General features: G+C 39.3%; 25 protein-coding genes. 14 read left to right on the plus strand and 11 right to left on the minus strand.

Going from position 1 to position 22832, the window contains the following annotated elements; translation table 11 throughout:
* Nucleotides 1-72: 72 nt before the first annotated feature.
* Complete coding sequence (locus ACFFLS_RS12195; protein WP_379686569.1) at nt 73-630, plus strand: DNA-directed RNA polymerase subunit alpha C-terminal domain-containing protein; 558 nt, start codon at nt 73-75, stop codon at nt 628-630.
* A 233-nt stretch (nt 631-863) separates the two neighbouring features.
* Here the strand turns inward: ACFFLS_RS12195 and ACFFLS_RS12200 are convergent, their stop codons facing one another.
* From ACFFLS_RS12200 to ACFFLS_RS12235, 8 genes are all read right to left on the minus strand, one after another.
* Nucleotides 864-1667, minus strand: a complete 804-nt coding sequence (locus ACFFLS_RS12200) for a PRTRC system ThiF family protein (protein ID WP_379686568.1) — start codon at nt 1665-1667, stop codon at nt 864-866.
* Nucleotides 1664-2392 (minus strand): PRTRC system protein B, encoded by a 729-nt coding sequence (locus ACFFLS_RS12205; RefSeq protein WP_379686567.1) that lies wholly within the window; start codon nt 2390-2392, stop codon nt 1664-1666. The genes ACFFLS_RS12200 and ACFFLS_RS12205 overlap by 4 nt, the downstream gene beginning before the upstream one ends.
* On the minus strand, nt 2385-2834 hold the full coding sequence (locus tag ACFFLS_RS12210; RefSeq protein ID WP_379686565.1) for a hypothetical protein: 450 nt from the start codon (nt 2832-2834) through the stop codon (nt 2385-2387). Before ACFFLS_RS12210 ends, ACFFLS_RS12205 begins: the two co-directional genes overlap by 8 nt.
* 11 nt (nt 2835-2845) lie before the next feature.
* The gene (locus ACFFLS_RS12215; protein WP_379686564.1) at nt 2846-3559 is read right to left on the minus strand and encodes a hypothetical protein; all 714 of its coding nucleotides are present in this window, start codon (nt 3557-3559) and stop codon (nt 2846-2848) included.
* A gap of 16 nt (nt 3560-3575) precedes the next feature.
* Nucleotides 3576-3794 (minus strand): PRTRC system protein C, encoded by a 219-nt coding sequence (locus ACFFLS_RS12220; RefSeq protein WP_379686562.1) that lies wholly within the window; start codon nt 3792-3794, stop codon nt 3576-3578.
* Between the two features lie 25 nt (nt 3795-3819).
* Complete coding sequence (locus ACFFLS_RS12225) at nt 3820-4500, minus strand: PRTRC system protein E (RefSeq protein WP_379686561.1); 681 nt, start codon at nt 4498-4500, stop codon at nt 3820-3822.
* Nucleotides 4501-4633: 133 nt separating this feature from the next.
* A complete protein-coding gene (locus ACFFLS_RS12230) occupies nt 4634-5707 on the minus strand; it encodes a DUF932 domain-containing protein (RefSeq protein ID WP_379686559.1) in 1074 nt (357 codons plus the stop codon).
* Nucleotides 5708-5760: 53 nt separating this feature from the next.
* The gene (locus ACFFLS_RS12235; protein WP_446685099.1) at nt 5761-6108 is read right to left on the minus strand and encodes a single-stranded DNA-binding protein; all 348 of its coding nucleotides are present in this window, start codon (nt 6106-6108) and stop codon (nt 5761-5763) included.
* Between the two features lie 1177 nt (nt 6109-7285).
* Here ACFFLS_RS12235 and ACFFLS_RS12240 point away from each other — a divergent pair.
* The 13 genes from ACFFLS_RS12240 to ACFFLS_RS12300 all read left to right on the plus strand — a co-directional run bounded on the left by ACFFLS_RS12240 (nt 7286) and on the right by ACFFLS_RS12300 (nt 21132).
* Nucleotides 7286-8176, plus strand: a complete 891-nt coding sequence (locus ACFFLS_RS12240) for a hypothetical protein (protein ID WP_379686558.1) — start codon at nt 7286-7288, stop codon at nt 8174-8176.
* A gap of 173 nt (nt 8177-8349) precedes the next feature.
* The gene (locus ACFFLS_RS12245) at nt 8350-8919 is read left to right on the plus strand and encodes an MltR family transcriptional regulator (protein ID WP_379686556.1); all 570 of its coding nucleotides are present in this window, start codon (nt 8350-8352) and stop codon (nt 8917-8919) included.
* A 126-nt stretch (nt 8920-9045) separates the two neighbouring features.
* On the plus strand, nt 9046-9327 hold the full coding sequence (locus ACFFLS_RS12250) for a hypothetical protein (RefSeq protein ID WP_379686555.1): 282 nt from the start codon (nt 9046-9048) through the stop codon (nt 9325-9327).
* A gap of 1 nt (nt 9328) precedes the next feature.
* Nucleotides 9329-9520 (plus strand): hypothetical protein, encoded by a 192-nt coding sequence (locus tag ACFFLS_RS12255; RefSeq protein WP_379686554.1) that lies wholly within the window; start codon nt 9329-9331, stop codon nt 9518-9520.
* A 168-nt stretch (nt 9521-9688) separates the two neighbouring features.
* On the plus strand, nt 9689-10066 hold the full coding sequence (locus tag ACFFLS_RS12260) for a hypothetical protein (protein ID WP_379686553.1): 378 nt from the start codon (nt 9689-9691) through the stop codon (nt 10064-10066).
* 17 nt (nt 10067-10083) lie between these two features.
* Entirely contained in the window at nt 10084-10785 is a 702-nt protein-coding gene (locus tag ACFFLS_RS12265; RefSeq protein WP_379686552.1) for a hypothetical protein, read from the plus strand.
* 366 nt (nt 10786-11151) lie between these two features.
* Nucleotides 11152-15669, plus strand: a complete 4518-nt coding sequence (locus tag ACFFLS_RS12270; protein ID WP_379686550.1) for a sacsin N-terminal ATP-binding-like domain-containing protein — start codon at nt 11152-11154, stop codon at nt 15667-15669.
* A 539-nt stretch (nt 15670-16208) separates the two neighbouring features.
* Nucleotides 16209-17912: an amidohydrolase gene (locus ACFFLS_RS12275; protein WP_379689413.1), complete on the plus strand. Its 1704-nt coding sequence runs from the start codon at nt 16209-16211 to the stop codon at nt 17910-17912.
* A gap of 358 nt (nt 17913-18270) precedes the next feature.
* Nucleotides 18271-18705 (plus strand): hypothetical protein, encoded by a 435-nt coding sequence (locus ACFFLS_RS12280; RefSeq protein WP_379686547.1) that lies wholly within the window; start codon nt 18271-18273, stop codon nt 18703-18705.
* Nucleotides 18706-19339: 634 nt separating this feature from the next.
* Nucleotides 19340-19558: a hypothetical protein gene (locus ACFFLS_RS12285; protein ID WP_379686546.1), complete on the plus strand. Its 219-nt coding sequence runs from the start codon at nt 19340-19342 to the stop codon at nt 19556-19558.
* Nucleotides 19559-19668: 110 nt separating this feature from the next.
* Nucleotides 19669-20571: an AraC family transcriptional regulator gene (locus ACFFLS_RS12290; RefSeq protein ID WP_379686545.1), complete on the plus strand. Its 903-nt coding sequence runs from the start codon at nt 19669-19671 to the stop codon at nt 20569-20571.
* A gap of 16 nt (nt 20572-20587) precedes the next feature.
* Nucleotides 20588-20746, plus strand: coding sequence for a hypothetical protein (locus ACFFLS_RS12295; RefSeq protein ID WP_379686543.1), 159 nt, complete (start codon nt 20588-20590; stop codon nt 20744-20746).
* Between the two features lie 5 nt (nt 20747-20751).
* On the plus strand, nt 20752-21132 hold the full coding sequence (locus tag ACFFLS_RS12300; RefSeq protein ID WP_379686541.1) for a VOC family protein: 381 nt from the start codon (nt 20752-20754) through the stop codon (nt 21130-21132).
* Between the two features lie 123 nt (nt 21133-21255).
* On the opposite strand, the gene ACFFLS_RS12305 is transcribed toward ACFFLS_RS12300, so the two are convergent.
* Genes ACFFLS_RS12305 through ACFFLS_RS12315 form a run of 3 tightly spaced genes read right to left on the minus strand, consistent with a single transcriptional unit; the run spans nt 21256 to nt 22788 of the window.
* Nucleotides 21256-21678: an organic hydroperoxide resistance protein gene (locus tag ACFFLS_RS12305; RefSeq protein ID WP_379686540.1), complete on the minus strand. Its 423-nt coding sequence runs from the start codon at nt 21676-21678 to the stop codon at nt 21256-21258.
* 14 nt (nt 21679-21692) lie between these two features.
* Nucleotides 21693-22127 (minus strand): MarR family winged helix-turn-helix transcriptional regulator, encoded by a 435-nt coding sequence (locus tag ACFFLS_RS12310; RefSeq protein WP_379686538.1) that lies wholly within the window; start codon nt 22125-22127, stop codon nt 21693-21695.
* Nucleotides 22128-22155: 28 nt separating this feature from the next.
* A complete protein-coding gene (locus ACFFLS_RS12315; RefSeq protein ID WP_379686536.1) occupies nt 22156-22788 on the minus strand; it encodes an NAD(P)H-dependent oxidoreductase in 633 nt (210 codons plus the stop codon).
* Between the last annotated feature and the right edge of the window lie 44 nt (nt 22789-22832).

A 22832-nucleotide genomic window follows, 5' to 3' on the forward strand; every position in this document is an offset into this window, starting at 1 on the left:
CTGAGAGATTGCTGTTCATGGCAGCTTATAAATACTGATCCAAACAGCATCAAATATCTTAACCTCAATCACATGCAAAATATTATCGACCGCACCAATAAATTTTACCTGTTGATGTCCCGAAAAGTACTCTCTAAAAAAGAGTATGGAATACTTGAGAAACTCCTGATTGAAAAAATGCCCTTGGAGCAGGCGGCAGAACAATACGGGGCAACAGAACAATATCTAGAGGAGCTTTACCAGAGAACATGCGGCAAAGCAGAAGCGGTGGCCGAACTGTTTTCAGATATTGACCAGTACGAGAAAAAACTCCACAAGCTAAAGCTGCAGTTGAATCCAGCTGCAAGCCCTGCTGGAATCAGAAAAGAAAAAGCGCAGAAAGACCGGCAGAAACTCCTGCTAAACAGTGCTTTTCCTTTCAGCGCAAGGCTGCTAAGCGTACTGGAAGCCTTAGAGATCAAAACCATCGGGGAGCTTGCCGATATGCCATTAAAAGATTTTATGTGTATCAGGGGATTTAAACTCAAATGCAGGGAAGAACTCATCGCCTTTATTGAGTTTGAAAATATCGGGTATCTTTTCAAAGGGTTTGCGGTCTGGAAAAAACAGCCCATTGAAAAGCTGAAATAACCAACAGCCATTACAAAGCGGTCTTCTTTTGCTTCTTTTCTTTGACCGGGCTCGGAAAGAAAAGAAGCCCGCCCAAAACAAAGAAAGGGATACTGAATATCCCTTAAAAAAAACGCAGCGCTTCTGGTAAAATAGCGGGCACTGCATTTTGACAGGGGCGCTCCACCTTTTTAAACGCAAAAAGACTTTCCGACCGAAAGGAAGGAGTGTCTTTTTGCCGCCCGATTCAGGACTTATCCCACCGCAATGGGCTGAGAGCGGAAATCTTTCAGGTTCAGAAAAAATCCCCTGTTTTGGGTCATGCCCTCACGAAACAGATTCCACAAAAGCGAACACCCCATCTGCGCCAAAGAAGAATTAATATACAAATCCTGCTTTTCGAGCGCCTCGGCAAGCGAACAGCTCGGAGTGTCGTCCTCGGCTTCGGACTGATTCAGCAGTTCACCAAATTCGTCGGTCACAAAGGCGAGGCGCTCCACCGTTTCAAATTTTTCGGATTTGGGCTGTGGGATTTCCCCGATCGTAGAGAGTATAACCTGTCCTGTATGCTGGCTGTTTCCAAAATCCATCCAGTATTTCGGGTCGTCCCTGTAGTTTCTGCTGTGGATGCTTTTAAGTATATCGGCAATATCGAAACGCGAGCGTGCGCTGTCCGTGCAGGTTATATAAACGGATGCCTTAGCATTAGGAGGCAGTTTTCCAAGGCTGTCCTTTTCAAATTTTACCGTTTCCGCTTTCCAGTACGTGCCCATAAAACGGTTGGCACGGTTGATAAGGGCAACGGATTTGCAGAGCCCGAGCTCGCTGGGCGCAAAACGCTGTCTGCCCAGATTGGCAGTTGTCACGATATCGTCATCCCAAAGGCGTACAGTCAGCCCTGCGTGCCCCAATGCTGTGAGGCTGTGGTTCATTTCCATAAGGGCAGTCAGCACCTTTGAGCCTGTACCGCCTGCCCCTATGAGGTTTACCGTAATGGGATTGGTCGGGCTTATCAGGTACGGGTCTGCAAAATGCATTTTGATTTTCTCTGTTTTCATGGCAGTAGGTTTTTAAGCGTTTCGGCAGTTTTTTTTAGTATTTCCTTTGGAAAGGTTCTCCCTGAGCTGACAAGATCCATCCACAGGCTTACGCAACTGCCCTTTACAGGATTGTTTCCGCCCATCAGGTGGCTGAAGTAGCTGTTGAAAAAATAATCCTCCCACGACTTTGTAAACTCTTCAACGCAGGCTGAATTTTTAATATCGATATTCACTGACCCCATGCACACCCTGCCATCCTCGTAGATATTGAAAAACGGGGCAAAGTACAGCGGTGTTTTTTCTGTCGGTCTCCTGTCCCCTGCAAGGGCAAATACCCTAAGGCTATTTTTGTCCGCCTGCCACAGCATGGCAGGAACAAAAGCCTGACCGCTCGGAATACCCAGACCTTCTATAAAATGAAGCGGTCTTTTTTGGGATTTGGTATGCCATATAACAGCCCCTTTGTCGCTTTGCCGATTGATATGCAGCACTGCGGCGGGCAGAATCCCATTCGAATTTAAAAAGGCGGTCTGCTTCTGCTTCTCGGTTGTAAGCGCCTTGGCAAGCGCCTGCGCTTCACGCACCGTAAGCGGATGCGCATTGATAGGCATTCCGTTTCTATCCATATCAAAATGCTCTACATAAACTTCTTTACTTAAAGCTTTGCTTTCATAGAATACAAGTGCTGATTTCGGGTGGTAAAGCGTCCCGAACTCTTTGGCTGTATCAACTTCATTATTCATTTTCGTATTGTTTATAGTTATATAATAATTCGCAGAGGCTGTCCAAAAGGGCAAACAGACAGCTTTCAAAATCAAGGCAGTTTTGGTTCAGTTCATTTCCGTCAAAGCGTTTCAAAACTGTCGGCTCTTCCATCGAACCGTACTCGTTGAACTCGCTGTTGATGGTCTCTTCAATGCTTTCATACAGCCATCCTCTGGTGTCCGAAATAAAAGAAATGTACTTTTCCATCCCTATGCTCTCGTTTTCGGTCTCCTGCTCATCATTCCCTTCATTTAGAGGCGCATTTCTAAAAATGCTCTGCTCAGGGTAGCCAGTAAATAATGCAAGGGCTTTTTGCGCTATATCCTTACACTTACCATCAAAGGCATCACGGCTTTTAAAGCTGTTTAAGCGTTTTTCCAGCAATTCTAAATTCATGCGGTTAAAAATCTTCTTTTCCATACAGTCCCCAATCATTTCCGCCTTGTCAAACTCACCCAGATACCTTTCGTTTTCTTCCCTGTCCTCCTCCTGCTCTGTCCAGTCTCGGTGCATTTCATAGAGCCAGTACAGATAACTGTCCTGCTCCCTGTAATACGGCACGTCTGCGCTGTGATAGAGATAAGAGCACACCGATAAAAGAAGCTGTGCGTTTTTTTGTATTTAGGGTCTCTCAGCATCTGATAAACAGGTGCAACTGGGATATAATAGAGCGTTGTGCCCGTGCTGTATTTCTCTTCGCTGAGCAGGTACATTTTACCGCTTTGCTGCACGACTTGCAGTTCAGAAAAGTGTTGCACGCTTTTTCTCAGCTTTTCCTGTAAATCCAACACAGCCAGTGCCAGATTATAGGGATATTTAAAATGGCGGGTCGCCATAGGCGCAATCCCGTAATGATTGGCAAGACGGTCAAGAGAGGCATAAAAATCCTCCTGCATTTTTGCATTTTCCTGACAAGGCAGTACAGCTTTGCTTTGTTCTAATTTAGGCAGGAAAGCAGCTTTTAGAAAACCATTGGAAGCATCCCCGCAGGCACTGACAGGCGTTTGTCTTTCTGCACCTCGCCTGCATCTTTGGGTCTCTGCATCCAAGCCATGAACCCGCTGAGCTGTGCGTGAAGCTGTTTTTGTCTTTTTTGCTCGGGCAGTGGTACTGTTCCCGAAATAATTGTCTTTTGCATAATTCATGGCTTTAAAATTTAAGTCAGCCTTTTGTTCCCATTACCGTTTCAAATCGGTATTCGACCGCATCATCCCTTATTGCAGGGGCGGAGATTCTGGCAGTGGTCAGTATCGGATAGCTCGGGGCATAAAAATTCAGTACTGCCTCGGTGCTCCATTTAGGTTCGGGGTCAGAAAGCCTGATTTCCTGCCCCTTGTCTTTGAGTATAAAAACCCGCTGTAATTGTGTCGCTAATAACATAACTGCTTTATTTTAAATTACTTTTCTACGCTTGCTCTTCGGGGTCTTCTTCCCAGTATTCCATTTCTTCAGCCTCCACTTCTTGCTCGTAAATATCTTCCTCCTGCATTTCGGGGTCTTGCGTCCCGTCATGGGCATGCTCGGGAAAGAGCGCCTCCCTCGGCGGTTCGGGTTCTGCGGTCTGGGCAGTACTGCCGAACAGGTCAGGCGAGAATTTCGCCGATAATTCGGATTTTCTCTTACGTATCTGCTCTGCCTTCAAGGGAAATTCGTGTATTTCGGGCACTTTAATCCATGCCTCACGGAACCTGCCTTCTCTCTCCAGCTGGTCGGCTCTGTTCATGGCATCGCTGAACTTTTTGTCTTTGGCCTGCTGTTCTTTTTTATGTTTATCTTCTTTCTCCTTTTCCATTGCCGACTGCTTTTTGGTGTGCTCGAGCTGTTTCATATAGCCGTCCATATCGACCATAAGACCCGAGGCGGACTCAATGGGCGCTGTAATGTTCGAAAAAAAACCTTCGTCGAGTTCTTCGGCTGTGCCTCTGAGGTTCAAAGGCGGTATGCTGTGCTTTGCACCATCCCCGCAGGATTCGTTTTGGAGCATGACAAGGACAATGAGCCTGTCTTCCGCCCCTTTGGCAATGGTGATGTGCAGATCGCCTATAATCTGCATCTGCGCTATCTGATTGAAAAAATTAGTGTTCATTGCTGTAAATTTTAATTATTTCTATTGCTTTTATTGCTTTCTAAAGCGTTTATCGGCTTTTTATACCGATACTGCTGAAACTTTTATAAGGCTGTTCCCGTTTCAGAAAACAGCCTTTGGGCTGTATGCCTGCCTAATTAAGGTTAAGGATTTCCGCACCATCCGACTTAAAAGCCGAGCACAGTTCAAAAGCCTTTTGGGCTTTTCCCTGCGCTGTGCCTCCCATTACGATGGACTGAAGTTTAGCTTGTCCATCTTTATATTTGCGCACATTCTGATAGTAGCCCGTCACGCCATTGTATGCCCCGAAAAGAGTGCCTTTAGCCGTTTCCATCTGCTGTGATTCGCTTGCCATGGCATAAGCAAAAGCATCCTCTACGGTATTTTTAAATATGGCGGACACTTCATCCTCTGCCCCTTTTTTGATTAAAGCCAGAGTTTCGGTATTGGGACATAGCGCCAACTGAATCAACTTTTTAACCTCCCTGTCGGTTATCTTCACTTTAGCCCACTCATTAAAGATTCCTTCAAGCTGGGTGCTGAGTCTGTCTGCCAGTCCCATGACCTTGTGCGCATCCTCGAGGCGCTGTTTAGCCCCCGAGGTATGGCGGATGCGCACCACGTTGCTCATCGAGCGTAGCGAAGCGTTAAGGGTGTTTTGACATACGATGCGGATGGGTGTAAAAGCCGCTGTGATGCTTCCGCTCCCATCATGGGAGGTAGTCAGGAAAATGTACTTTTCTGTCACATCATCCCCTTTGCCCACACGGATATAATCAGGGAGTTTAGCTGTAATAAAAATGCGCTCCCCATCACCCAAAGCACCTGCTGTCTCGTATAGGATGCCCTCACCGCCTCCTACTATGGCATCAAAAAAACTGAACGCCTCACGGTTCTGCACGATATGGTAGTCTTTTCCAACCACCCCGAGTACTGTATTGCTGTCTGTGCGGATGGTGGCAAAGCAGTCAGGGACTGCCAGTTCGGTGCTTCCCACTTCAATACCCTCACGGGTCACTATAAATTCCGAACCCTTAGTGAAAAGCGGGCTTTTTGCCACCTGATAATCAAGCCCTGCATATTTGATAGCCTCGGAGCTTGTCGGATACTGCCCGACTACCTGCCCGAGCCCGTGCCACGGCTTTTCTTTAACGCTGAAAAAAGAGTAATTGCCTGTCTGGCTGTTGTAGCTGATATTATGTGCCATGATAATTGATTTTATAAGTTTAAAAAATTAAAACTGCTTGTGAATCCTCTGCCTTAAAACGGCACATCATCATCAGGTTCTTTTAAGGCGGTTTTTATGCTTTCTCCCGTTGCTGCGCTCTGCTCTGTTTTCACTTCCTGCGCTCCTTGGGATTTACTGCCCCCGCCATGGAGTTTGATATTCGAGGTGTTGAAATTCAGCCCTGCCCTTGGCTCGCCGTCACTGCCCGTCCACGCCCTTGCGCTTACCATTCCTGTGAGTTCCACCACTGTGCCTTTGGTCAGCCACTCGGCAACCCTCGGGCTTATCCAGTAGGCGCATTCAAAAAAGGTGGTCTGCTCCACCCTGTCGCCCTTTTTGTTTTTGTAGCTCTCGTTTATGGCTACTGAAAAATTTACCACCTATCTGCTGTCTGACAATGTGCTTACTTTCGCATCTTTTGTCAATCTTCCTGTAATGTTCATGATTCTGATTTTTAAATATTTATAATCCTTTAATTATTGTATTACTTGATTTGTTGTATTACTTGATTCATTTATTTATTTATTCATTTTTATACTGCAGTACAGTTCTGCTGGGGATTTTATCTTCCTGTCCGATCCTTAACAAATGCCAAAGCCCTGCTTAAAATTTCCGCGCCCAAAAAGCCCTAAACAAAAAACACCCCTTACATCCTCTAACCTCCGCATCCCCTTAAAGCCTTTTAAACTTCCCAAGCCGCCTAAAATCCTTCTAATTACTGCACGCCAATACCACCAACCGCATCACTTTAATGCCTTTTAACCTTCCGACTGCACCGCTTTTTTTATACCGCACCGCATTACCCTCTACAGCCCCGCTCCGCACGCAGCTTTTTTCCCGCACCCATCTCTCCGCACAGGCATATTCACGCCCCGTTTTCACTTATCACTTTTGCTTTTTATTTTTTTTGAAATTTATTCGGCAATGAGAGCCGGCGCTTGTTTTGTTTCATTAAGTCTGTTTTCAATATTTCAAGGGTCATTTCTGACATTTTTTTTTATTCGTCTAAAGAGCCGCCGTATGCTGTGTTTTGTTTCATGAGCATAAAAAGGTTAGTGTTTAGCTCTGGCAAGGCTTTGATAAAAAATACAACCCGAATGGGTGGAGATTTTTTATCAAACCTGAAAGGCACGGCCTTGCCTGCGCGTAAAGAACACGGAGTTACCTTTGCTCCTGAAATAAAAAACAGAAGCATACGGGGTCTTTGATAAAAATTAAAAGGGAAGCAATTGGGATAGTATGGATAAACAGGGCTCGGGAAGAATTCAGAAAGCACTGGGATGAATTCTAAAATTTATTCCTGCAAGTCCACAGACACCTGCATGTAAGTTTTGTAGATAATAACTTGAGAAAAAACTATTGTCAACTCTAGTAAAAACAGCTGGAAGACAACTTAAATAGATATTCATTACTATTAATATACAACTTACATATTTAGCATATTATTCTTATATTCGCTAAAAATCTTACTAATTTCACAAATCCAATTAAAAAATATTGTATTGATGCCATTTTAGGACTGGTATAAATTAATTAGCTGTAATCTAAAATTCTATTATGAATAAAATTTATTTAATATGTGACGAATCTGGGTCTAAAGGCTTCTCGGATAACAAAGAAAAAACCGTGGGCGAATTCGGAATATTTGCAGGTTACTTTCTTAATGAAAGTAATATTGAAAGCTTAAAGTCTGAATTTAAAGCTATTTATGATAAATATTCAACTGAGGATGGAAAACTTCATATTACAGATTTAAAAAGTTCACTTCAGGAAACATTAAGAAACGAAGTTTTTGAATGTCTAAAAAAAAATGAAGTCTCGTGTGTATTTGAAGCTATTTCTGTACAAGGATTTAATATTAACTTTGAAAATACAAATGAAATACGGCAAGAGCAGATCAATCATTTGATTGATAAATTTTCTTTTTCAAAAAACTCAAATGCAATAAGGCTGCATTCGGAATTATTTCAAGGCCTGTTTGGTAAAGCCATTGCTTATTACATTGATAAATATGGTGATGAGAATATTAACCTAAAGGTAATTACCGATAATATTGATAATCCATTGAAAATAGAATTTGAACAAAAGGCAAATGAATTAATAAAACCATTTCCAGAAATCGCCAAAATAAAAGCTTACGATAAAACAAAGAAAGAACCTATTGTCAAAGACTTAGAATTTAAATCAAAAGAATTACAGGCTGATAATATCTCTAAAACCAAATTTGAATTAATTGTCGATGATAATGAGTTTACGCTAATTGCTGACATATTAGCAAATAGTCTTTTATATTATATCAGACAAGAAGTAGAAAAAAATCATAACATAAATCTGAACTCACTTGATGCTATAAAAAATCATCCACTTTCAAATTCGTTTTATGGTCTATCAGATGAAAGTAATATAAATATTGTATCTGATATAATTTACGGGAGAAAGGAAGAATAGACTACAACTAACAGCCCTTTGGTGGGATTGTGATATTTTGGGCATAATGAAAAGTTGGTTTTGTATTTGGGAGATTTGGCAAATCCGAAGAAAGTGTTTGATTTAGTCTTAAACCCGTTGAAGAAACAAAACGTTAGTACAAATTGGTCAATACCAATTCAAAAAAAATATTTATGGAAAATAATCAAAATGACGAATACTTTGACGAGCAGTTCAAACGTGTTAAAAATATAAACATTGCACTTGATGAAGAAACGGACCGCGGATGCTGTCTTCTTGCTGTGTCGTTTTTAGATAATGAAATTCAAAATTTATTAAAATCAAAATTAGTAGGATCAAAAAAATTCATTGAAAAGTTGTTTGAATTCAATGGTCCTATCGGAACTTTGTCTTCAAAAATAAAATTGGCTTTTTCAATTGGTCTGATATGTAAAGAATTAATGGACGATTTAGAATTGCTGCGAAAAATCAGAAATCAATTCGGACATAGCTACGAACCGATAAACTTTAAAACGCAATCTATACATGATAACATACAAAAACTCAAAGGTCATTTCTATCAGCCAAGTGAAAATGCGGAACCTAGAATGATTTTTACTAACTGTGTTTTGACAATAATTGGACAGATGAATAATGCTGAAATCAATCTTGCAAAAATTTCTGAAATGCCAACTACAGATTCCCACAATGTAGAATTTCAAAAAGAAATGAGAATCAAAATAAAAGAAATTACCGGTAAATAATATCAACTTCTGCTAACAGCTACTAAAAAGTCAAAAGAAATTTTACCTCAGAGAAAAAATCTTAAAAATTAAAACTTTTCTAAAAATTAAACTACAACATAGTAGAAACAAAGCAATTTAAGAAAAATGGAAAAAATAGAATTTTATCAAAATCACAAAATAACTGTAAAGTTAATTTTTAATGCAACTGAACATTCAGTCAAAGACAAAATTGACAGAGAAAAAATATTAACTACTGTAACTTATGATTATTCTCAAAAAATTTCAATTAATGAAATCCCCGTTTTAAATAATAATGGACAAACATTTTATGATGAATATACGCAAAATATAGAAATTGAAACTTATAAGCAAATGCTTTTAAATGGCGGTATTACTATAGGAAAATCAATAATTGACGGAAAATAATATGAGAACCAGAAAAATTTACAACTTTGATGAATTTTTAAAGTTAGATGAAAAGAAAAAGGCTATAAAAATAAAAATGAATGAAACGAAAAAAGAAAGAGAAAAAAAGCAAAAAGAATCTAAGGAATTAACCGCCGAAATCCGAACACTAAAAAGACAATTAAAAAGTCTTGAGAAAAAGACAGGTAAATAAAATATAACTAACACACTCCACAAGGAATTTCGGTTTTAAGCTTAATTTGAAGTTGATCTTGTGTCAGATAGTTTTTTATCTGAAGATTATACTTCCTTAATCCTAAACTCCATATAACACGAGAAGGTTAGGCGATATTTTACGCAGAAATATAGTTTTGCCGGCTTTTTGGAAAAAGAAGAGCTTCTTGTGTTCAATGGCCAATTAGCCTGGAATGGAAAAGAACCAAAAAGCAGCGATATAACTGCCTTTTTTAATGATAAGAAAAATGTCTTGATGACTAAATTTATTGACTCTACACTGGGATATCATGATCCTGAGATTTTGGAACTATTCCATTTAAGCTATAGCCATACTATAAATCACTTTAAGAAAGGAATTATAGATGAGCAGTACCCATTTACGTTTGAGAATTGCAAAATAAAAAAGAATGATGCAAAGAATTTTGGCATAACGCAATGGATTGCCAGCAATACTGACCTAGCTTATTTTTTGGCCGCATATTCCAGAATGGAGTTAGGAGACTGGCACCAACAAACTAGATAGGCAACATTTAAAAACTTATGGATAAAAAACTTATTATTGAAGAATTTGATAAACGAATTTCTTTTAATCAGGAGGACCTGAAGCTTTTGAAAGGATTATTAGAATTGATAGAATACTTAAACGCTAATAATGAATCAGAATTAATTATTGAAAAAAAAGAACTTCTCAAAAAATTTAGTGAAGAATCATTAAATGGGCATTTTGATAAGATTATTTCAATATGTTCTTTAACAAAGATCTCGAAAATTGAGCTTTATATAATATCAAAGCACTTTTTCTTATCTAAATACAGCTGGGAGAAATTGTATTTCTTAAGAGTCGCTATCCTGAACATTTACGAAACGATTAATACCTATAACAAATACAGCAAAAAGTTAAAAGAAATATCTGAAAATAAACCCCATTTACCTTTAACTTTTGCAGAATTAGGCACAAAATTAAGACAGTTTAAAAAACAAAATAATTTTGATACTAAAATGGGTAATGTTAGAAATACAACTATTGGACATATCAGCATGGATTACAATAAATATTATACAGATGTAAAATCAATCGATTCAAAAGAGATTTTAGAAATGATTTATAAATTCATTTCCATTTTAGATGAAATATATGATTATTCAATTCTGTGTCTGCTAAACAAACCTATGGATGACAAGATAGAAATAAATGAAGTTTACTATAAAATAAGGCAATTAATTGAAGAAAGCATCTGCTGACAGCCAAGGTAATTTTGCTTGGCATTCCTTTATATTGGGGGGCAAAGGCTGGAAGAATAAACTAAAAACAAAATGAGAAACCACGGCCTTATCATCAGAAACATGAAATCGAGCAGTGACTCCACTGCGCGCAACCATTACTTTAAACAAAAGAACCGTTGATTAAAAAAGAATAGTCAGCCACTTCTTTCGCTATGGCTTATATCTTTCACAGCTTTTACGTGCATTTCATACTTTAAATTATTTAAAAACCGCTGATAAAATGATCTGTTTTTTGTCTTTACGGTTTTCCGCAAAGCGTACATCCCAAAAAATAATATTTTTGCCTATTAGATAAACTTCCAAAAATACATAAAGCTTCTGTAGATGTTAGACTTCGTACAAACTCAAATTGATAAAAGAACCAATCTTTTAAGAGATTCCGATCAGCTGTTAAAAGAATATAATGAAGAGAATGAAATTATCAATGGTTATAACGGCAGGCAGATACTGGAGCTGCTGCAAAACTGCGACGATCAGGGAAGCACGGAAGTGCTTATAAAATTGGAACAAGAGTCTAATAGCATTACGATCTTCAATAATGGGATTCCTTTCAGTGAACGCGGTTATAAATCACTGTTCATGCCTTTCCGCTCCTCCAAAATATCTAAAAAAGATTATATTGGAAATAAAGGACTTGGTTTCAGATCGATAATAAATTGGAGCGAGCAGGTAGAGATTATAAGTAACGGCATGTCACTTGTATACAGCCAGGAAAACAGAAAGGAATTCTTCTATTCCAATTTCGACCAACAGACCCGAAAGGAGATTTTAGATGAAGAGGGCCTTAGTGAAAATGCCGTTCCCGTTCCTTTTTTAGGAATTCCAGAGATAAAAACTGCTGCCAGCGACCCGAATTACGTCACAAGTATTTCTATAAAGTATCATGCAAGATTTATAAAGAATATCTTATTCCAAATCAAACAGATCACACCGGAAACCCTGTTTTTCTTAAAGTCACTTCAGGTTATAAAATTTGAAGGTTTTGATAATCAGATTAAGTCTATCACAACGCACAAAACTGTTATTAACAATGAGACAAGCCAATTTGGACCTGTCGAGAAAATTACATACAACCAAAAAACATGGTACATCTTCAAAGAAGAAGAATCTCTGGGCACTTTAATAAAAAATGATAAAAAAGAGCAGGAATTTTATCAGATCAAAATTGCCATGGAAGAAAACATGGAAGACACCAGCAGCAGATTATATTCATTTTTCCCAACAAATATATACCTTCATCAGCCGTATATTCTTCATGCGACTTTTGATCTGGATGCGACCCGAAACCAGCTTGTAGAATCCGATAAGAATAAGATAATCCTGCAAAAGGCAGTACAGTTCACAATCAAGGTAGCAAAATATTTTGCCAGCGGAAGAGCCAGCTACAAGCCATTACAGATATTGACCCACAAGCACAAAGCAGACACATTGAATAATCTGGGTTACTATGACTGGATTGAAGACGCCTTTAAAAAAGAAGCCTTGTTTCCTTGCGTTGATAATCGATTTAGAAAACTTAAAGAAGTGGTTTATTACGGCGACGGCTTTGCCAATATGCTTTTGGACTCAAAAGCGACCGAGATTCTGGGCTTTCATCTGCTTCCCGCTAAAAATCTTAATCTGCAAAACATTCCTTTTTTTGATGAGGTATATAAAAGTTTTGAAAATATAAAAGATGTAATCGGTGTATTTAACAGGATCTCAGATCTTCCTCTAACAATGGAGCAGCGCGCTACATACATTTTTGAAATAACTAAAAAAGGCAGCGAACTAAAAAAGAAATACACTAACAGGCTTAATCTGCTGCTTGATAAGGATGGCAACAAAATACTGGGTACTGAATATATCTATACCCCTGAAACAAAAGACAGTTCGCTTCAAACACCTTCTTACAGCAGAATAAAATTTATAAATCGAAATCTATACCTGCTGCTTAGCAACATTCTAGGCTTTAACGCAGACAGGGACAGAAACAGAAGCCGTTTCATAAGCGATAAACTCCAAGGATTATGCAATATCCATAGTTTTGAGCCCGCAAACCTAGCCCGAAAAATTATTAACGAAACGAATGCTGAAATTAAAAAATCGGAGGACGACCAGCTAGGAATCATTCAGCAGATGAACAGATGCCTGTTTCATAATTTCCAGTTTATCAATACTGAAAACATAAACACTGCCCTTCCTTTCGAGATTCCAACAATCACATTGGAGGGAGGCATTTCCCTTACATCCAATACGGTGCTATGCTCAATTTATCCCCGCGGAAGGATCAATCAAACTATATTTGAAGGTATTTACACCGACGCAGATTTTATTGCCGCACCACAACAATTAGGCATAGAAATTCCGGAAGGAGAAGAAGGCATTCTCAAAATACAGGAATACCTCAAATGGCTGAAAGTTAACGATCATTCTCGTTATGCTGTCAAGGATTTTGATAACAGCGGCGCCTTGGATTATTTTCAAAGCATCCACAAAGAAAACTATACCAGATATAAACTTTCCCTAACCACTATTCATAATTTTGAGAACATTTTAAAACAGCTGAGCTTTGAAAAATTTATTCTTTGGATTCACACGGATCCTGTTCTAAAAACACAGCTCTATCAAGACAAGAACACGGATAAAGTCGAATACCTGTATAGAAACAATTATGTATATAATATAAAAAAATCATACATAAAATACCTTATTGGAAAGCATTATCAGGTCAAGTTTCACAATTTACTCATAGATGATAAATACAGCTGGGTTAATGATTTTGAAATTGATTACCGTCATGCACTGTTTATGGGACAGAATATTTCCAAGACCGTGATTCAGGAAATTTTGGTTGCATTGGGAGCAAAGGACGAGTTTAATAATCTGCCGATAGATAAAGTTGCCGAAATCATCAATATGCTCTGCATTAAGTATCCTGACGGTACAAAATCATCTGGCTTTTACAAAAAAGCCTTAAGCCACTTTAGAGAAAATAAAATCATAATAAAAACTCCTTTGCAGCTGTTTGCAGATGACGGAGAATCGTTAAAGATTTATAAACAGGAGCAGGTTTATTTCAGTGAAAAAATCAAAATACCAAACAGACTCAAGAAAGATTTTCCCGTATTCAACTTCCCTCCCAGATCCGGTGGTGTTGAAGCTCTAAAGTTCTTCGCTATAAACGATTTGAATGATCTGAAGCTGGAATTGGAGTCTTATCAGGTTCATGATGCTTTATCAGCCGCTCTTAACACACACCTTAAAGAACTAAAGCCTTATATTCTTGCCCAGAGAATTCATGATTTTGACGAATTGAAATCCCAGCAGACCCAGGCTTCAATATGCAGCAAAATAAAAATTTATGTGTGCGAAAAATTAGAATATACAGTTAATGGCAAGCATTACTCCACTTCAGATTGTGAATTTTTGCACCATAGTGAACAGACTTATTATATCAAGGTGAATTACATCGAGGAGATTTCACATCTGCTGAAAAAACCTGCATTCACTGACAGCATTGCAGAAATTATTGCCCTATCGTTTGATGTCAAAAACGATAAAGCAGAATTTAGAAATTTGATCAGAAATGATATCGAGATCGCTAAAAATGATATTATTAGGGATTACGGAAAGGATGTATTGAAAGAGGCCAAAGAACTTCTCGGACTGGCCGATTATAAAGAGGCATTTTGGAAAACCATTTTTGATCTAAAAGGAATTAAATATGAAATGGCTATGGACGATTTGTCGCTAAACCAAAGGATAGCAGATAAATTAAATCTCAATTTTGAAGCAGGCCAGCTGGACTACGAGTCAATTTCCAGTATTTCCCAAATTAATAAAATAAAGGATTTATTTGCTGACTTAAAAATCCAGCTATCGGATTTCGTACAGTTCTATCCATACCAACTATCGTATGACACCTATCATTTCAAAAATTTAAGAGACCTTATTCTGAGCAAAAAAATTGAAGCGAAATATGCTATTTGGAAAAATTTCAATATTCTGGATACCCAGGCAAAAAAGGATTTTGTGGATACAATCAATAGGTTAGAAAATTATGAAGAATTTGCAAACAGGGTTTCCCAAGAAAAGAAATACGAGTTTTCTGTCGATTATCCTTATTATTTAGATCTATACATACAACAGATATATGGAAATATTGAATTAAAGGATAGCATCAATTTTCAGGAAATGCTTGCATCAAACCGTCTGCATTTTACTGCTCAGCAAATACTGCAGATTAATCAGAATTCAGGACTAAAAAGCCTGTTATATTTTGAAAACAGTATAGAGGAATTAAAAGCTATACTGCAGGAGCAGAACAAAATAAATGATACACCTTTGCAGAGCACCTTTGGAACTCCGGCTTCCTCTAATGACGCTGGAATCAAATCTCCTGCTAATGTCCCGGCAATGGTTAGCAGTGAAAAATTAAAATACAAACCTGCCAGTTCAAACACAGCTTCAAAAAGAAAACCTTACTTTAACAGCGGTGAGAATAATGATAAATTAAAACATATAGGCAACTCCTCTGAAGATTTAGTAATCAAGTTTTTAGAAGAGAACAATTACTCAAATATTTATAAAGTTAGTGAAGATAATGAGGGGCTGCATTATGATATCAGGTTTACTGACAGTGAAGGGAATATTAAATTTATTGAAGTAAAAACCTTTAATAATGGTATGTTTTATTTGTCAAAGGATGAATACGATTTTGGAAGTTTGAATCAGCACGATTATGAAATCTGGCTGGTAAATAACGGCAGCATTATTTTTCCAATTAAGGATTTTTTCACTAACCCAAAATACCAGCTGATTCCAAATCAATATACTGTTTACTTAGATATAGAAAAGTAACATTCCTAATAATTTTAATGATATTCAGAGATTTAACTAATTATCATTAATCAAAAAAAGCGAGCCATCTCCCTAGCCCCGATAGCTGTGGAAATCCTTCTGCGCCGGGGTTCTGCGCAGAAGATTGAAACGAATAGCGGGAAAAAGCTCCAAAAAAAAATATCAAACCTAAAAAACAATATCCAATACAACCCGCCGCCAGCCAAAACTTCCTGCATCATACCATAACAATATCTCCCCCATCACCAAAACCAGCCGATCTACAGCCCGGCATCTGAAAAATTTAATATATTATTCTTATATTCGTATAAGCCTGCTTATTCCCAATGGCCGGCTGCAAAAATTTGCATGGGCGACTTTTACATCCGCCATAAGCCGGTGAGCGGCACTGCAGCTGATCTGCCCTGTACCCCGCAAGGGGCAGCAAGCAGTGAAACGCCGGCTGAAAGCCTGCCAGCTCCGGCATACAGCACTGCGGTCTGCTAAAGCGAAAAGGATAATCTTTATATAATTGCTAACCTTTGTTAAAACCAGAGCATATGAAAAAAATCTTAGCTTTAGCCGCCATTCTGGCTTTTGCCGCCTGCAGGAGAGAAACTGCCGTGCCTGCCGATGCCATTTACTTTAACGGCGATATCCTCACTATGGCGGGCGATGCTCCAGCTTACATCCAGGCAGTTGCCGTTAAGGACGGAAAAATTCTATTTGCAGGCCCAAAGCCGGAAGCCGAAAAATTTCATGGAGAGAAAACGGTGATGAATGACCTGAAAGGAAAAACGATACTTCCCGGTTTTATAGACGCGCACGGACATGTCTGGAATGCCGGCTTTCAGGCCGTATCGGCCAATCTGCTTCCAGCGCCGGACGGGCAAGGCAATGATGTTGCGGCTGTCATTTCGCTGCTGAATGAATGGAAAGCAAAAAATGAAAAAGCCATCGGAAAATACGGCTGGATAGTCGGCTTTGGCTATGACGATGCGCAATTAAAAGAAAAACTCCCCCCTACAGCCGATGATCTGGATAAGGTATCCATAACGGTTCCCGTAATTATTATCCACCAGTCAGGTCATCTGGCCGTCATGAACCATAAAGCACTGCAGATGGCAGGTTATAACAAGGATTCTAAAGATCCTGCCGGCGGCGTTATCAGAAGAAAAGAAGGTTCCTCGGAACCTAACGGGGTTCTTGAAGAAATGGCAATGTTTACGCCCCTTTTTAAAATGATGGGCTCCCTTGATCATCAGGCCAATGAAAAAATTGCCCAGGCTGGCCTTGAATCCTACATGCGCTTTGGATTTACCACAGCCCAGGAAGGCAGGGCCACCAGTGACGCCTGTGATACCTGGCAGAAACTTGCCAAAGAAAATAAGCTGGCAATAGACGTTGCCGCCTATCCCGATATCCAGACCCAGATGAGCTATATGAAAGAAAACGGCGTTCAAAAAAAATATACTGATCATTTCAGGATTGCAGGGGTTAAACTCTCCCTTGACGGCTCCCCGCAGGGAAAAACGGCATGGCTTACAAAGCCTTACATTGTTCCGCCCCCGGGACAGCCGAAAACCTATACTGGTTATCCCGCATTTCCAAAACAAAGCGATGCCGCTGCACTGGTTGATTCCGCGTACGCCAACAACTGGCAGATACTGGCCCACTGCAATGGCGATGCGGCCATTGACGAGTATATTTCCGCTGTAAGACACGCAGCTGAATTGTATGGAAAAAAAGACAGGCGCTCTGTTGCCATACACGCGCAGACTGCGCGGCCCGACCAGCTCGATGCAATGAAATCTTTAGGCATCATGCCATCTTTCTTTGGAATGCACACCTACTACTGGGGCGACTGGCACCGGGATGAAACATTGGGAAAAGAAAGGGCTTACCGCATCTCGCCGGCAGCAACGGCGCTGAAAAAAGGGATGATTTTCACCCAGCACCACGATGCCCCTGTTGCCCTTCCCAACAGCATCATGATTTTATATGCTGCCGTGAACAGAACCAGCAGGTCCGGACAGGTGATCGGAGCCGATGAAAGGATCAGTGCTTATGACGCGCTGCGCTCCATTACAATCTGGGCGGCCTACCAATATTTTGAACAGGACACAAAAGGCTCAATAGAGAAAAATAAATTAGCCGATTTTGTCATTTTAGATCAAAATCCTGTAAAAGCGGCTCCAGAAACAATTAAAGACATAATTGTTTTAGAAACCATAAAAGAAGGAAAATCTGTTTATAAGAAATGAAAAAAACTTTTACAGCATTATTTTTTCTGCAAATTATAGAAATAGACCAATTTTTAATCTCAATTGAACAATAATCGTGCAGATATATCATGTGATTAGTAAACAACCGCAGCAGGTAAATCTTGTTGTATACATTTATTGAATGATCTGTTATTGATATACAGATTTTTCCCGGCATTGTCCTGCTGGGAAAAGCATTAGCCCCGATAGAAGCGGAAATCCTTCTGTGCCGGGGTTCGGCGCAGAAGATTGCAGCGCATAGCGGGAACAGCTCCCAAAAAATAATATCATATACAATCTAAAGAGCACAACAACAACAACAACAACAACAACAACAACAACAACAAAAGCAAAAGCAGTGAAAAGAACAATAAAAAACCTTACAGGTTATCTGGCAGAAAACCCAAAAAGACTTTTCCTTATTGACTCCGCAGGGGCTTTCATGACGGCACTTCTGCTGTTTATAATACTGCGGCACTTCAGCGAATATTTTGGAATGCCCAAAACTGTATTGATTTGCCTTTCGGCAGCAGCAGTCAGTTTCAGTATTTATTCGGTCGCGTGCTTTCTGCTTTTAAAAAGGACACGTACACTGTTTATAAAAATTATTGGTATTGCAAACCTGCTCTACTGCGTTGCGGTAATCGGACTTGTGATTCAATACCGGGGTCTGCTGACCATAATGGGGACAGGATATTTTCTGGCTGAAACAGCAGTTATCTGCGCACTTGGCTTTATCGAACTCAGTGCGGCAGAAGAAATAAAAAAGAGCGGCCGGCAGCTAAACTATTGACAAGAAAAAACTGTTTTAAGAACAATGCCCGTTAAAATAGCCGCAGCATTGTAATTATACAACATTAAAACATCGGAAAATAACAGATCCAAACATAATTCTGCGTCCTTTACCAAATAAACTATACAGAAAAAATTAGACATGATATTGGAAGATTATGTTTATGGACAGCCCGTCTTATGCAAAGTTGTAATTAAACTTTCTATAGGGCGGGTTTTCATTATACAGGATTTTTAATTTGTAACAGCGTAAAATTATTGCGTCTAAACCTTTTTATTCTGCCGGCTGGAAGCAATAATAGCTTTTTAAAAGAATTGAATTGCATAGTTTAAAAAAAATGATTATTGAATAAAAGTGTAGCAATTAGGTTTGAATGTAAATTTGTCTGAAACAAAGCAGAGCTTTCCGCCCCTAGCCCCGATGGAAGCGAAAATCCTTCTGCGCCGGTGTTCTGCGCAGAAGATTGCAGCGTATAGCGGGAAAAGCTCCTAAAAAACAAAAAAATTAAACTTCAAAAATTATACAATCGGACACCTGCAATAATGTTCTATTTTTGCAGTTTAAAATCCAAGCATAAACAGCATAAACAGCAGTCTTCTCTGAGTGAATGCATCTGCCCGGGAGATTAGAATACATGAAGAAATTTAAAATTAAAAAACAAGAAAGCGACAGCTGGCTGGTATCCCACAACGAGTTCCCGAAATTTACCTGCCTTTTTGAAAATAAAAAATTCAATTACCAGAGGAGCATCACAGGACTCTTAGACCCTTCAGGGGATCAAAAGGAAATCCAATTACTGAAGAAAATGGAAAAATGGCTAAAGCAGTATCATAAAGAAAAAATAAGCGGATAAACCATATAAGCAGTAAAGCAGCTTTTATTTAATTACTTTTTTTTTTGATGCCCCCAATTGATCCTCCTTTTGGATTAAAACAGTAATTTAGAGCCGCAGAAAACCCAGATATGAAAGAAGATTACATCAAGAGAATTAACAGCATACTGATTTTTATTGATCAGAATTTAGATCAGGAACTGTCTTTGGAAACTATAGCTAAAATCGGCAATTACTCCCCGTTTCATCTGCACCGGATTTTCAAGGTCGTTACAAGCGAGACCCTCAATCAATACATCACCCGCAAAAGAATTGAAAAAGCCGCATCGGTGCTGCTGCGCCAAAGAGAGGTCACAATTTCGGAACTTTCCCTGCAGTACGGGTTTGGCAGCAACTCGTCCTTTACCAGGACTTTCAAGAAATTTTACGCATTAAACCCAAAAGAGTTCAGAAAGACCTATCCGGACAAATTTAGCAAGATCGGTATAGTGCAAAGCAAGAATGGACAAGAAAACGGAATCTTTGACCAATATATTTGCAGCATTAATAATCATAAAAACTGGATTAAAATGAAAGCAGAAATTGAGATTAAAGAAATGCCGCAGCTGGATCTTGCCTATATCACGCAGATCGGGCACAAGGGAATGCAGGATGCGTACTCAAAACTAATGAAATGGGCCATTCCAAAAGGGCTTTTGGAAAATCAAAATGTGAAAATTGTCACTATCTACCACGACAGCTATAAAATTACGGATACTGATAAAGTGAGAATGAGCGCCTGCATTTCCGTGAATGAAAAAATCAAAGCTGAGGGAGAAATTGGACTCGCAACCCTGGAGAAAGGCAGATGTATTGTCGGCCGTTTTAAAATCCAGATAACCGAATTTGAACAGTCATGGAGCGGCCTTTTTATCTGGATGAGCGAAAACGGATATAAAAAAGCGGACCGGATTCCTTATGAAATCTATTATAATGATTTCAAGGAGCATCCCCAGAGAATCAGCATCGTAGATTTCTGCATCCCCATTGCGTAATCCAAACGTCCCCAATATGGAACATAAAGAAATAAAAACAGCGATAATTTTGAGCCTGATACTTGCAATGCTTTTTAAAGGTTTTGAATTAAAGGTCACAAAAAAGCATTATGCTGATAAGAAGCTTAAAATCAAAGCAAAGGAAGTAACAACTTATACTTTACAAATCCAATGACTAAAATGAATGCAAAACTGGACACCATAATCCTGTATGTGAAAAACATACAGCTTCTGAAAAATTTCTATGTGGAGAACTTCAATCTGGAAGTGCTGCAGGAAGATGAAATCTGGGCACTGCTAAGCGCGGGGAACGCCAATATCGGGTTTCATAAAATCGGGGAGAAATACCTGGATCAGATTAATCCCGATCACCAATTTGATGCTAACACTAAAATCGTTTTTGAGATCGACGAAGATATAGAACTGATTCGAAAAGGGTTTATTGAAAAAAACATTCCCATGCGGGAACCCAAAACTTTTGAGAATTACAGCTTCTGGCTCTGTGACGGGACCGACCCCGAAGGAAATGTATTTCAGCTCAAGAAAAGCAAAAAACAATAAGAACCAATAAAATCAATTAAAACGGATATTGGCCGGTTATAAAATTCTAAATCACAATCCCGGTGAAATAAAAAAATCTGCCTTTAAAGAGGCAGATTTTATATCATTTAAGGAAATCAATCTTTAGTTATTGCTCATCGAGAGCTTCACTTCCATATTGGATCTTGTCGCATTGGAATAAGGACAGATCTGATGCGCTTTCTGGGTCAATTCCTGAGCCTGCTCGATAGTGACTCCCGGAATATTCACATCGAGCTCTGCTGCAAGACCATAGCCGCCGTCCTGATGCTGCCCGATGCTTACTTTTGCAGCTACCGAGGTCTCACCGGTCTGGATTTTAGATGTGCTGATAACCAGATTCAGCGCGCTGTCAAAGCAGGCCGCGTATCCTGCCGCGAAAAGCATTTCAGGATTGGTAAAATCATCATTGGTGCCGCCCAGAGCTTTGGGCATTCTTACCTCAAGGTCCAAAATTCCGTTTTCGCTTTTCACCTGTCCGTTTCTTCCTCCTTTTGCGGTAACGCTTGTTGCATATAATGTTTTCATTTTATTTTTGAATTTTATTTTTGAATTTTATTTAAAATTTTCTGAACCGTTTCTTTTAGCTCCAATAAATCTTCTGTTGTTAAATTTAGTTTTTTCTGCATTTTTGCCGGAATCCCGCACGCTTTCTGCTGCAGGTTTCTTCCCTTATCGGCTAAAAAAACTTCCACGACCCTTTCATCTTCTTTTTTTCTCTGCCTGATGATAAACCCTTTCACCTCAAGTCTTTTCAAAAGCGGTGTTAGAGTACCGCTGTCCAGAAACAGTTTTTCGCCGACCTGATTGACAGTCAATCCATCCTTCTCCCAAAGCACCATCATGACAAGATACTGCGGGTAGGTAATATCAAGCTCGTCCAGAAACGGACGGTATAAACCTATAATTTCTTTTGAAATAACGTAAAGCGGAAAACAAAGCTGGTTTTCCAATTGGGGTCGGTTGTGATCTTCCATAATCTAATGACAAAAAAATAAGGTAAAACTATTTTCTGATGATAAATTCCTCCATAGGAATTCTTACTTTCTTCATATGAGAGAGCCAGTCATTTTCGGTATCTCTGTAACCCAGATATAAAAGGGTAACGCTTTTTAATCCTAATTCCTTTAGATTCAAAATCTCATCTACTACTTCATTGCTAAAACCTTCAGCCGGAGTGGAATCAATCTTGAGTTCCGCCGCCTGAGCCATTGCAAGGCCCAGTGCGATATAGGTTTGTCTTGCTGTGTGCGCAAAATGCTGCTCAGGAGTCTGGGCTCCGTAGATCTGTTTGATCTGATCGGTGTAACTGCTGAAACGGCCTCTTGGCAGCTCTCTTACATCAGTGTGATGATCATACACCTTATCGATTTTCTCATTGGAGTAACTCTCCCATGCTGCAAAAACAAGTACATGAGAACAATCTCTCATAACTTCTGGATTCAATGCACCTTTAACCATCTTCTCTTTCAATTCCTGATTTTCAACCACAATTACACGAAAAGGCTGCAGACCAGATGAAGTCGGAGCTAATCTGGCAGCTTCCAAAATTTTACCTAAATCTTCTTCTGATACTTTTTTTGATGGGTCATACGCTTTAACGGCATGTCTCCAGTTTAAATCTTCTATTAACGGCATTATTTCTTATTTTATAAATTAAAAATTCTAATCTTAAATTTTTG

The organism is Flavobacterium procerum, assembly GCF_042431625.1.
Taxonomy (GTDB): Bacteria; Bacteroidota; Bacteroidia; order Flavobacteriales; family Flavobacteriaceae; genus Flavobacterium; species Flavobacterium procerum.

Bases quoted from the DNA above. Each gene is read 5' to 3' on its own strand.
- ACFFLS_RS12195 (WP_379686569.1), top strand. From the start codon at position 73: ATGCAAAATATTATCGACCGCACCAATAAATTTTACCTGTTGATGTCC.
- ACFFLS_RS12200 (WP_379686568.1), bottom strand. From the start codon at position 1,667: ATGAAAACAGAGAAAATCAAAATGCATTTTGCAGACCCGTACCTGATA.
- ACFFLS_RS12205 (WP_379686567.1), bottom strand. From the start codon at position 2,392: ATGAATAATGAAGTTGATACAGCCAAAGAGTTCGGGACGCTTTACCAC.
- ACFFLS_RS12210 (WP_379686565.1), bottom strand. From the start codon at position 2,834: ATGGAAAAGAAGATTTTTAACCGCATGAATTTAGAATTGCTGGAAAAA.
- ACFFLS_RS12215 (WP_379686564.1), bottom strand. From the start codon at position 3,559: ATGAATTATGCAAAAGACAATTATTTCGGGAACAGTACCACTGCCCGA.
- ACFFLS_RS12220 (WP_379686562.1), bottom strand. From the start codon at position 3,794: ATGTTATTAGCGACACAATTACAGCGGGTTTTTATACTCAAAGACAAG.
- ACFFLS_RS12225 (WP_379686561.1), bottom strand. From the start codon at position 4,500: ATGAACACTAATTTTTTCAATCAGATAGCGCAGATGCAGATTATAGGC.
- ACFFLS_RS12230 (WP_379686559.1), bottom strand. From the start codon at position 5,707: ATGGCACATAATATCAGCTACAACAGCCAGACAGGCAATTACTCTTTT.
- ACFFLS_RS12240 (WP_379686558.1), top strand. From the start codon at position 7,286: ATGAATAAAATTTATTTAATATGTGACGAATCTGGGTCTAAAGGCTTC.
- ACFFLS_RS12245 (WP_379686556.1), top strand. From the start codon at position 8,350: ATGGAAAATAATCAAAATGACGAATACTTTGACGAGCAGTTCAAACGT.
- ACFFLS_RS12250 (WP_379686555.1), top strand. From the start codon at position 9,046: ATGGAAAAAATAGAATTTTATCAAAATCACAAAATAACTGTAAAGTTA.
- ACFFLS_RS12255 (WP_379686554.1), top strand. From the start codon at position 9,329: ATGAGAACCAGAAAAATTTACAACTTTGATGAATTTTTAAAGTTAGAT.
- ACFFLS_RS12265 (WP_379686552.1), top strand. From the start codon at position 10,084: ATGGATAAAAAACTTATTATTGAAGAATTTGATAAACGAATTTCTTTT.
- ACFFLS_RS12270 (WP_379686550.1), top strand. From the start codon at position 11,152: ATGTTAGACTTCGTACAAACTCAAATTGATAAAAGAACCAATCTTTTA.
- ACFFLS_RS12275 (WP_379689413.1), top strand. From the start codon at position 16,209: ATGAAAAAAATCTTAGCTTTAGCCGCCATTCTGGCTTTTGCCGCCTGC.
- ACFFLS_RS12285 (WP_379686546.1), top strand. From the start codon at position 19,340: ATGAAGAAATTTAAAATTAAAAAACAAGAAAGCGACAGCTGGCTGGTA.
- ACFFLS_RS12290 (WP_379686545.1), top strand. From the start codon at position 19,669: ATGAAAGAAGATTACATCAAGAGAATTAACAGCATACTGATTTTTATT.
- ACFFLS_RS12295 (WP_379686543.1), top strand. From the start codon at position 20,588: ATGGAACATAAAGAAATAAAAACAGCGATAATTTTGAGCCTGATACTT.
- ACFFLS_RS12300 (WP_379686541.1), top strand. From the start codon at position 20,752: ATGAATGCAAAACTGGACACCATAATCCTGTATGTGAAAAACATACAG.
- ACFFLS_RS12305 (WP_379686540.1), bottom strand. From the start codon at position 21,678: ATGAAAACATTATATGCAACAAGCGTTACCGCAAAAGGAGGAAGAAAC.
- ACFFLS_RS12310 (WP_379686538.1), bottom strand. From the start codon at position 22,127: ATGGAAGATCACAACCGACCCCAATTGGAAAACCAGCTTTGTTTTCCG.
- ACFFLS_RS12315 (WP_379686536.1), bottom strand. From the start codon at position 22,788: ATGCCGTTAATAGAAGATTTAAACTGGAGACATGCCGTTAAAGCGTAT.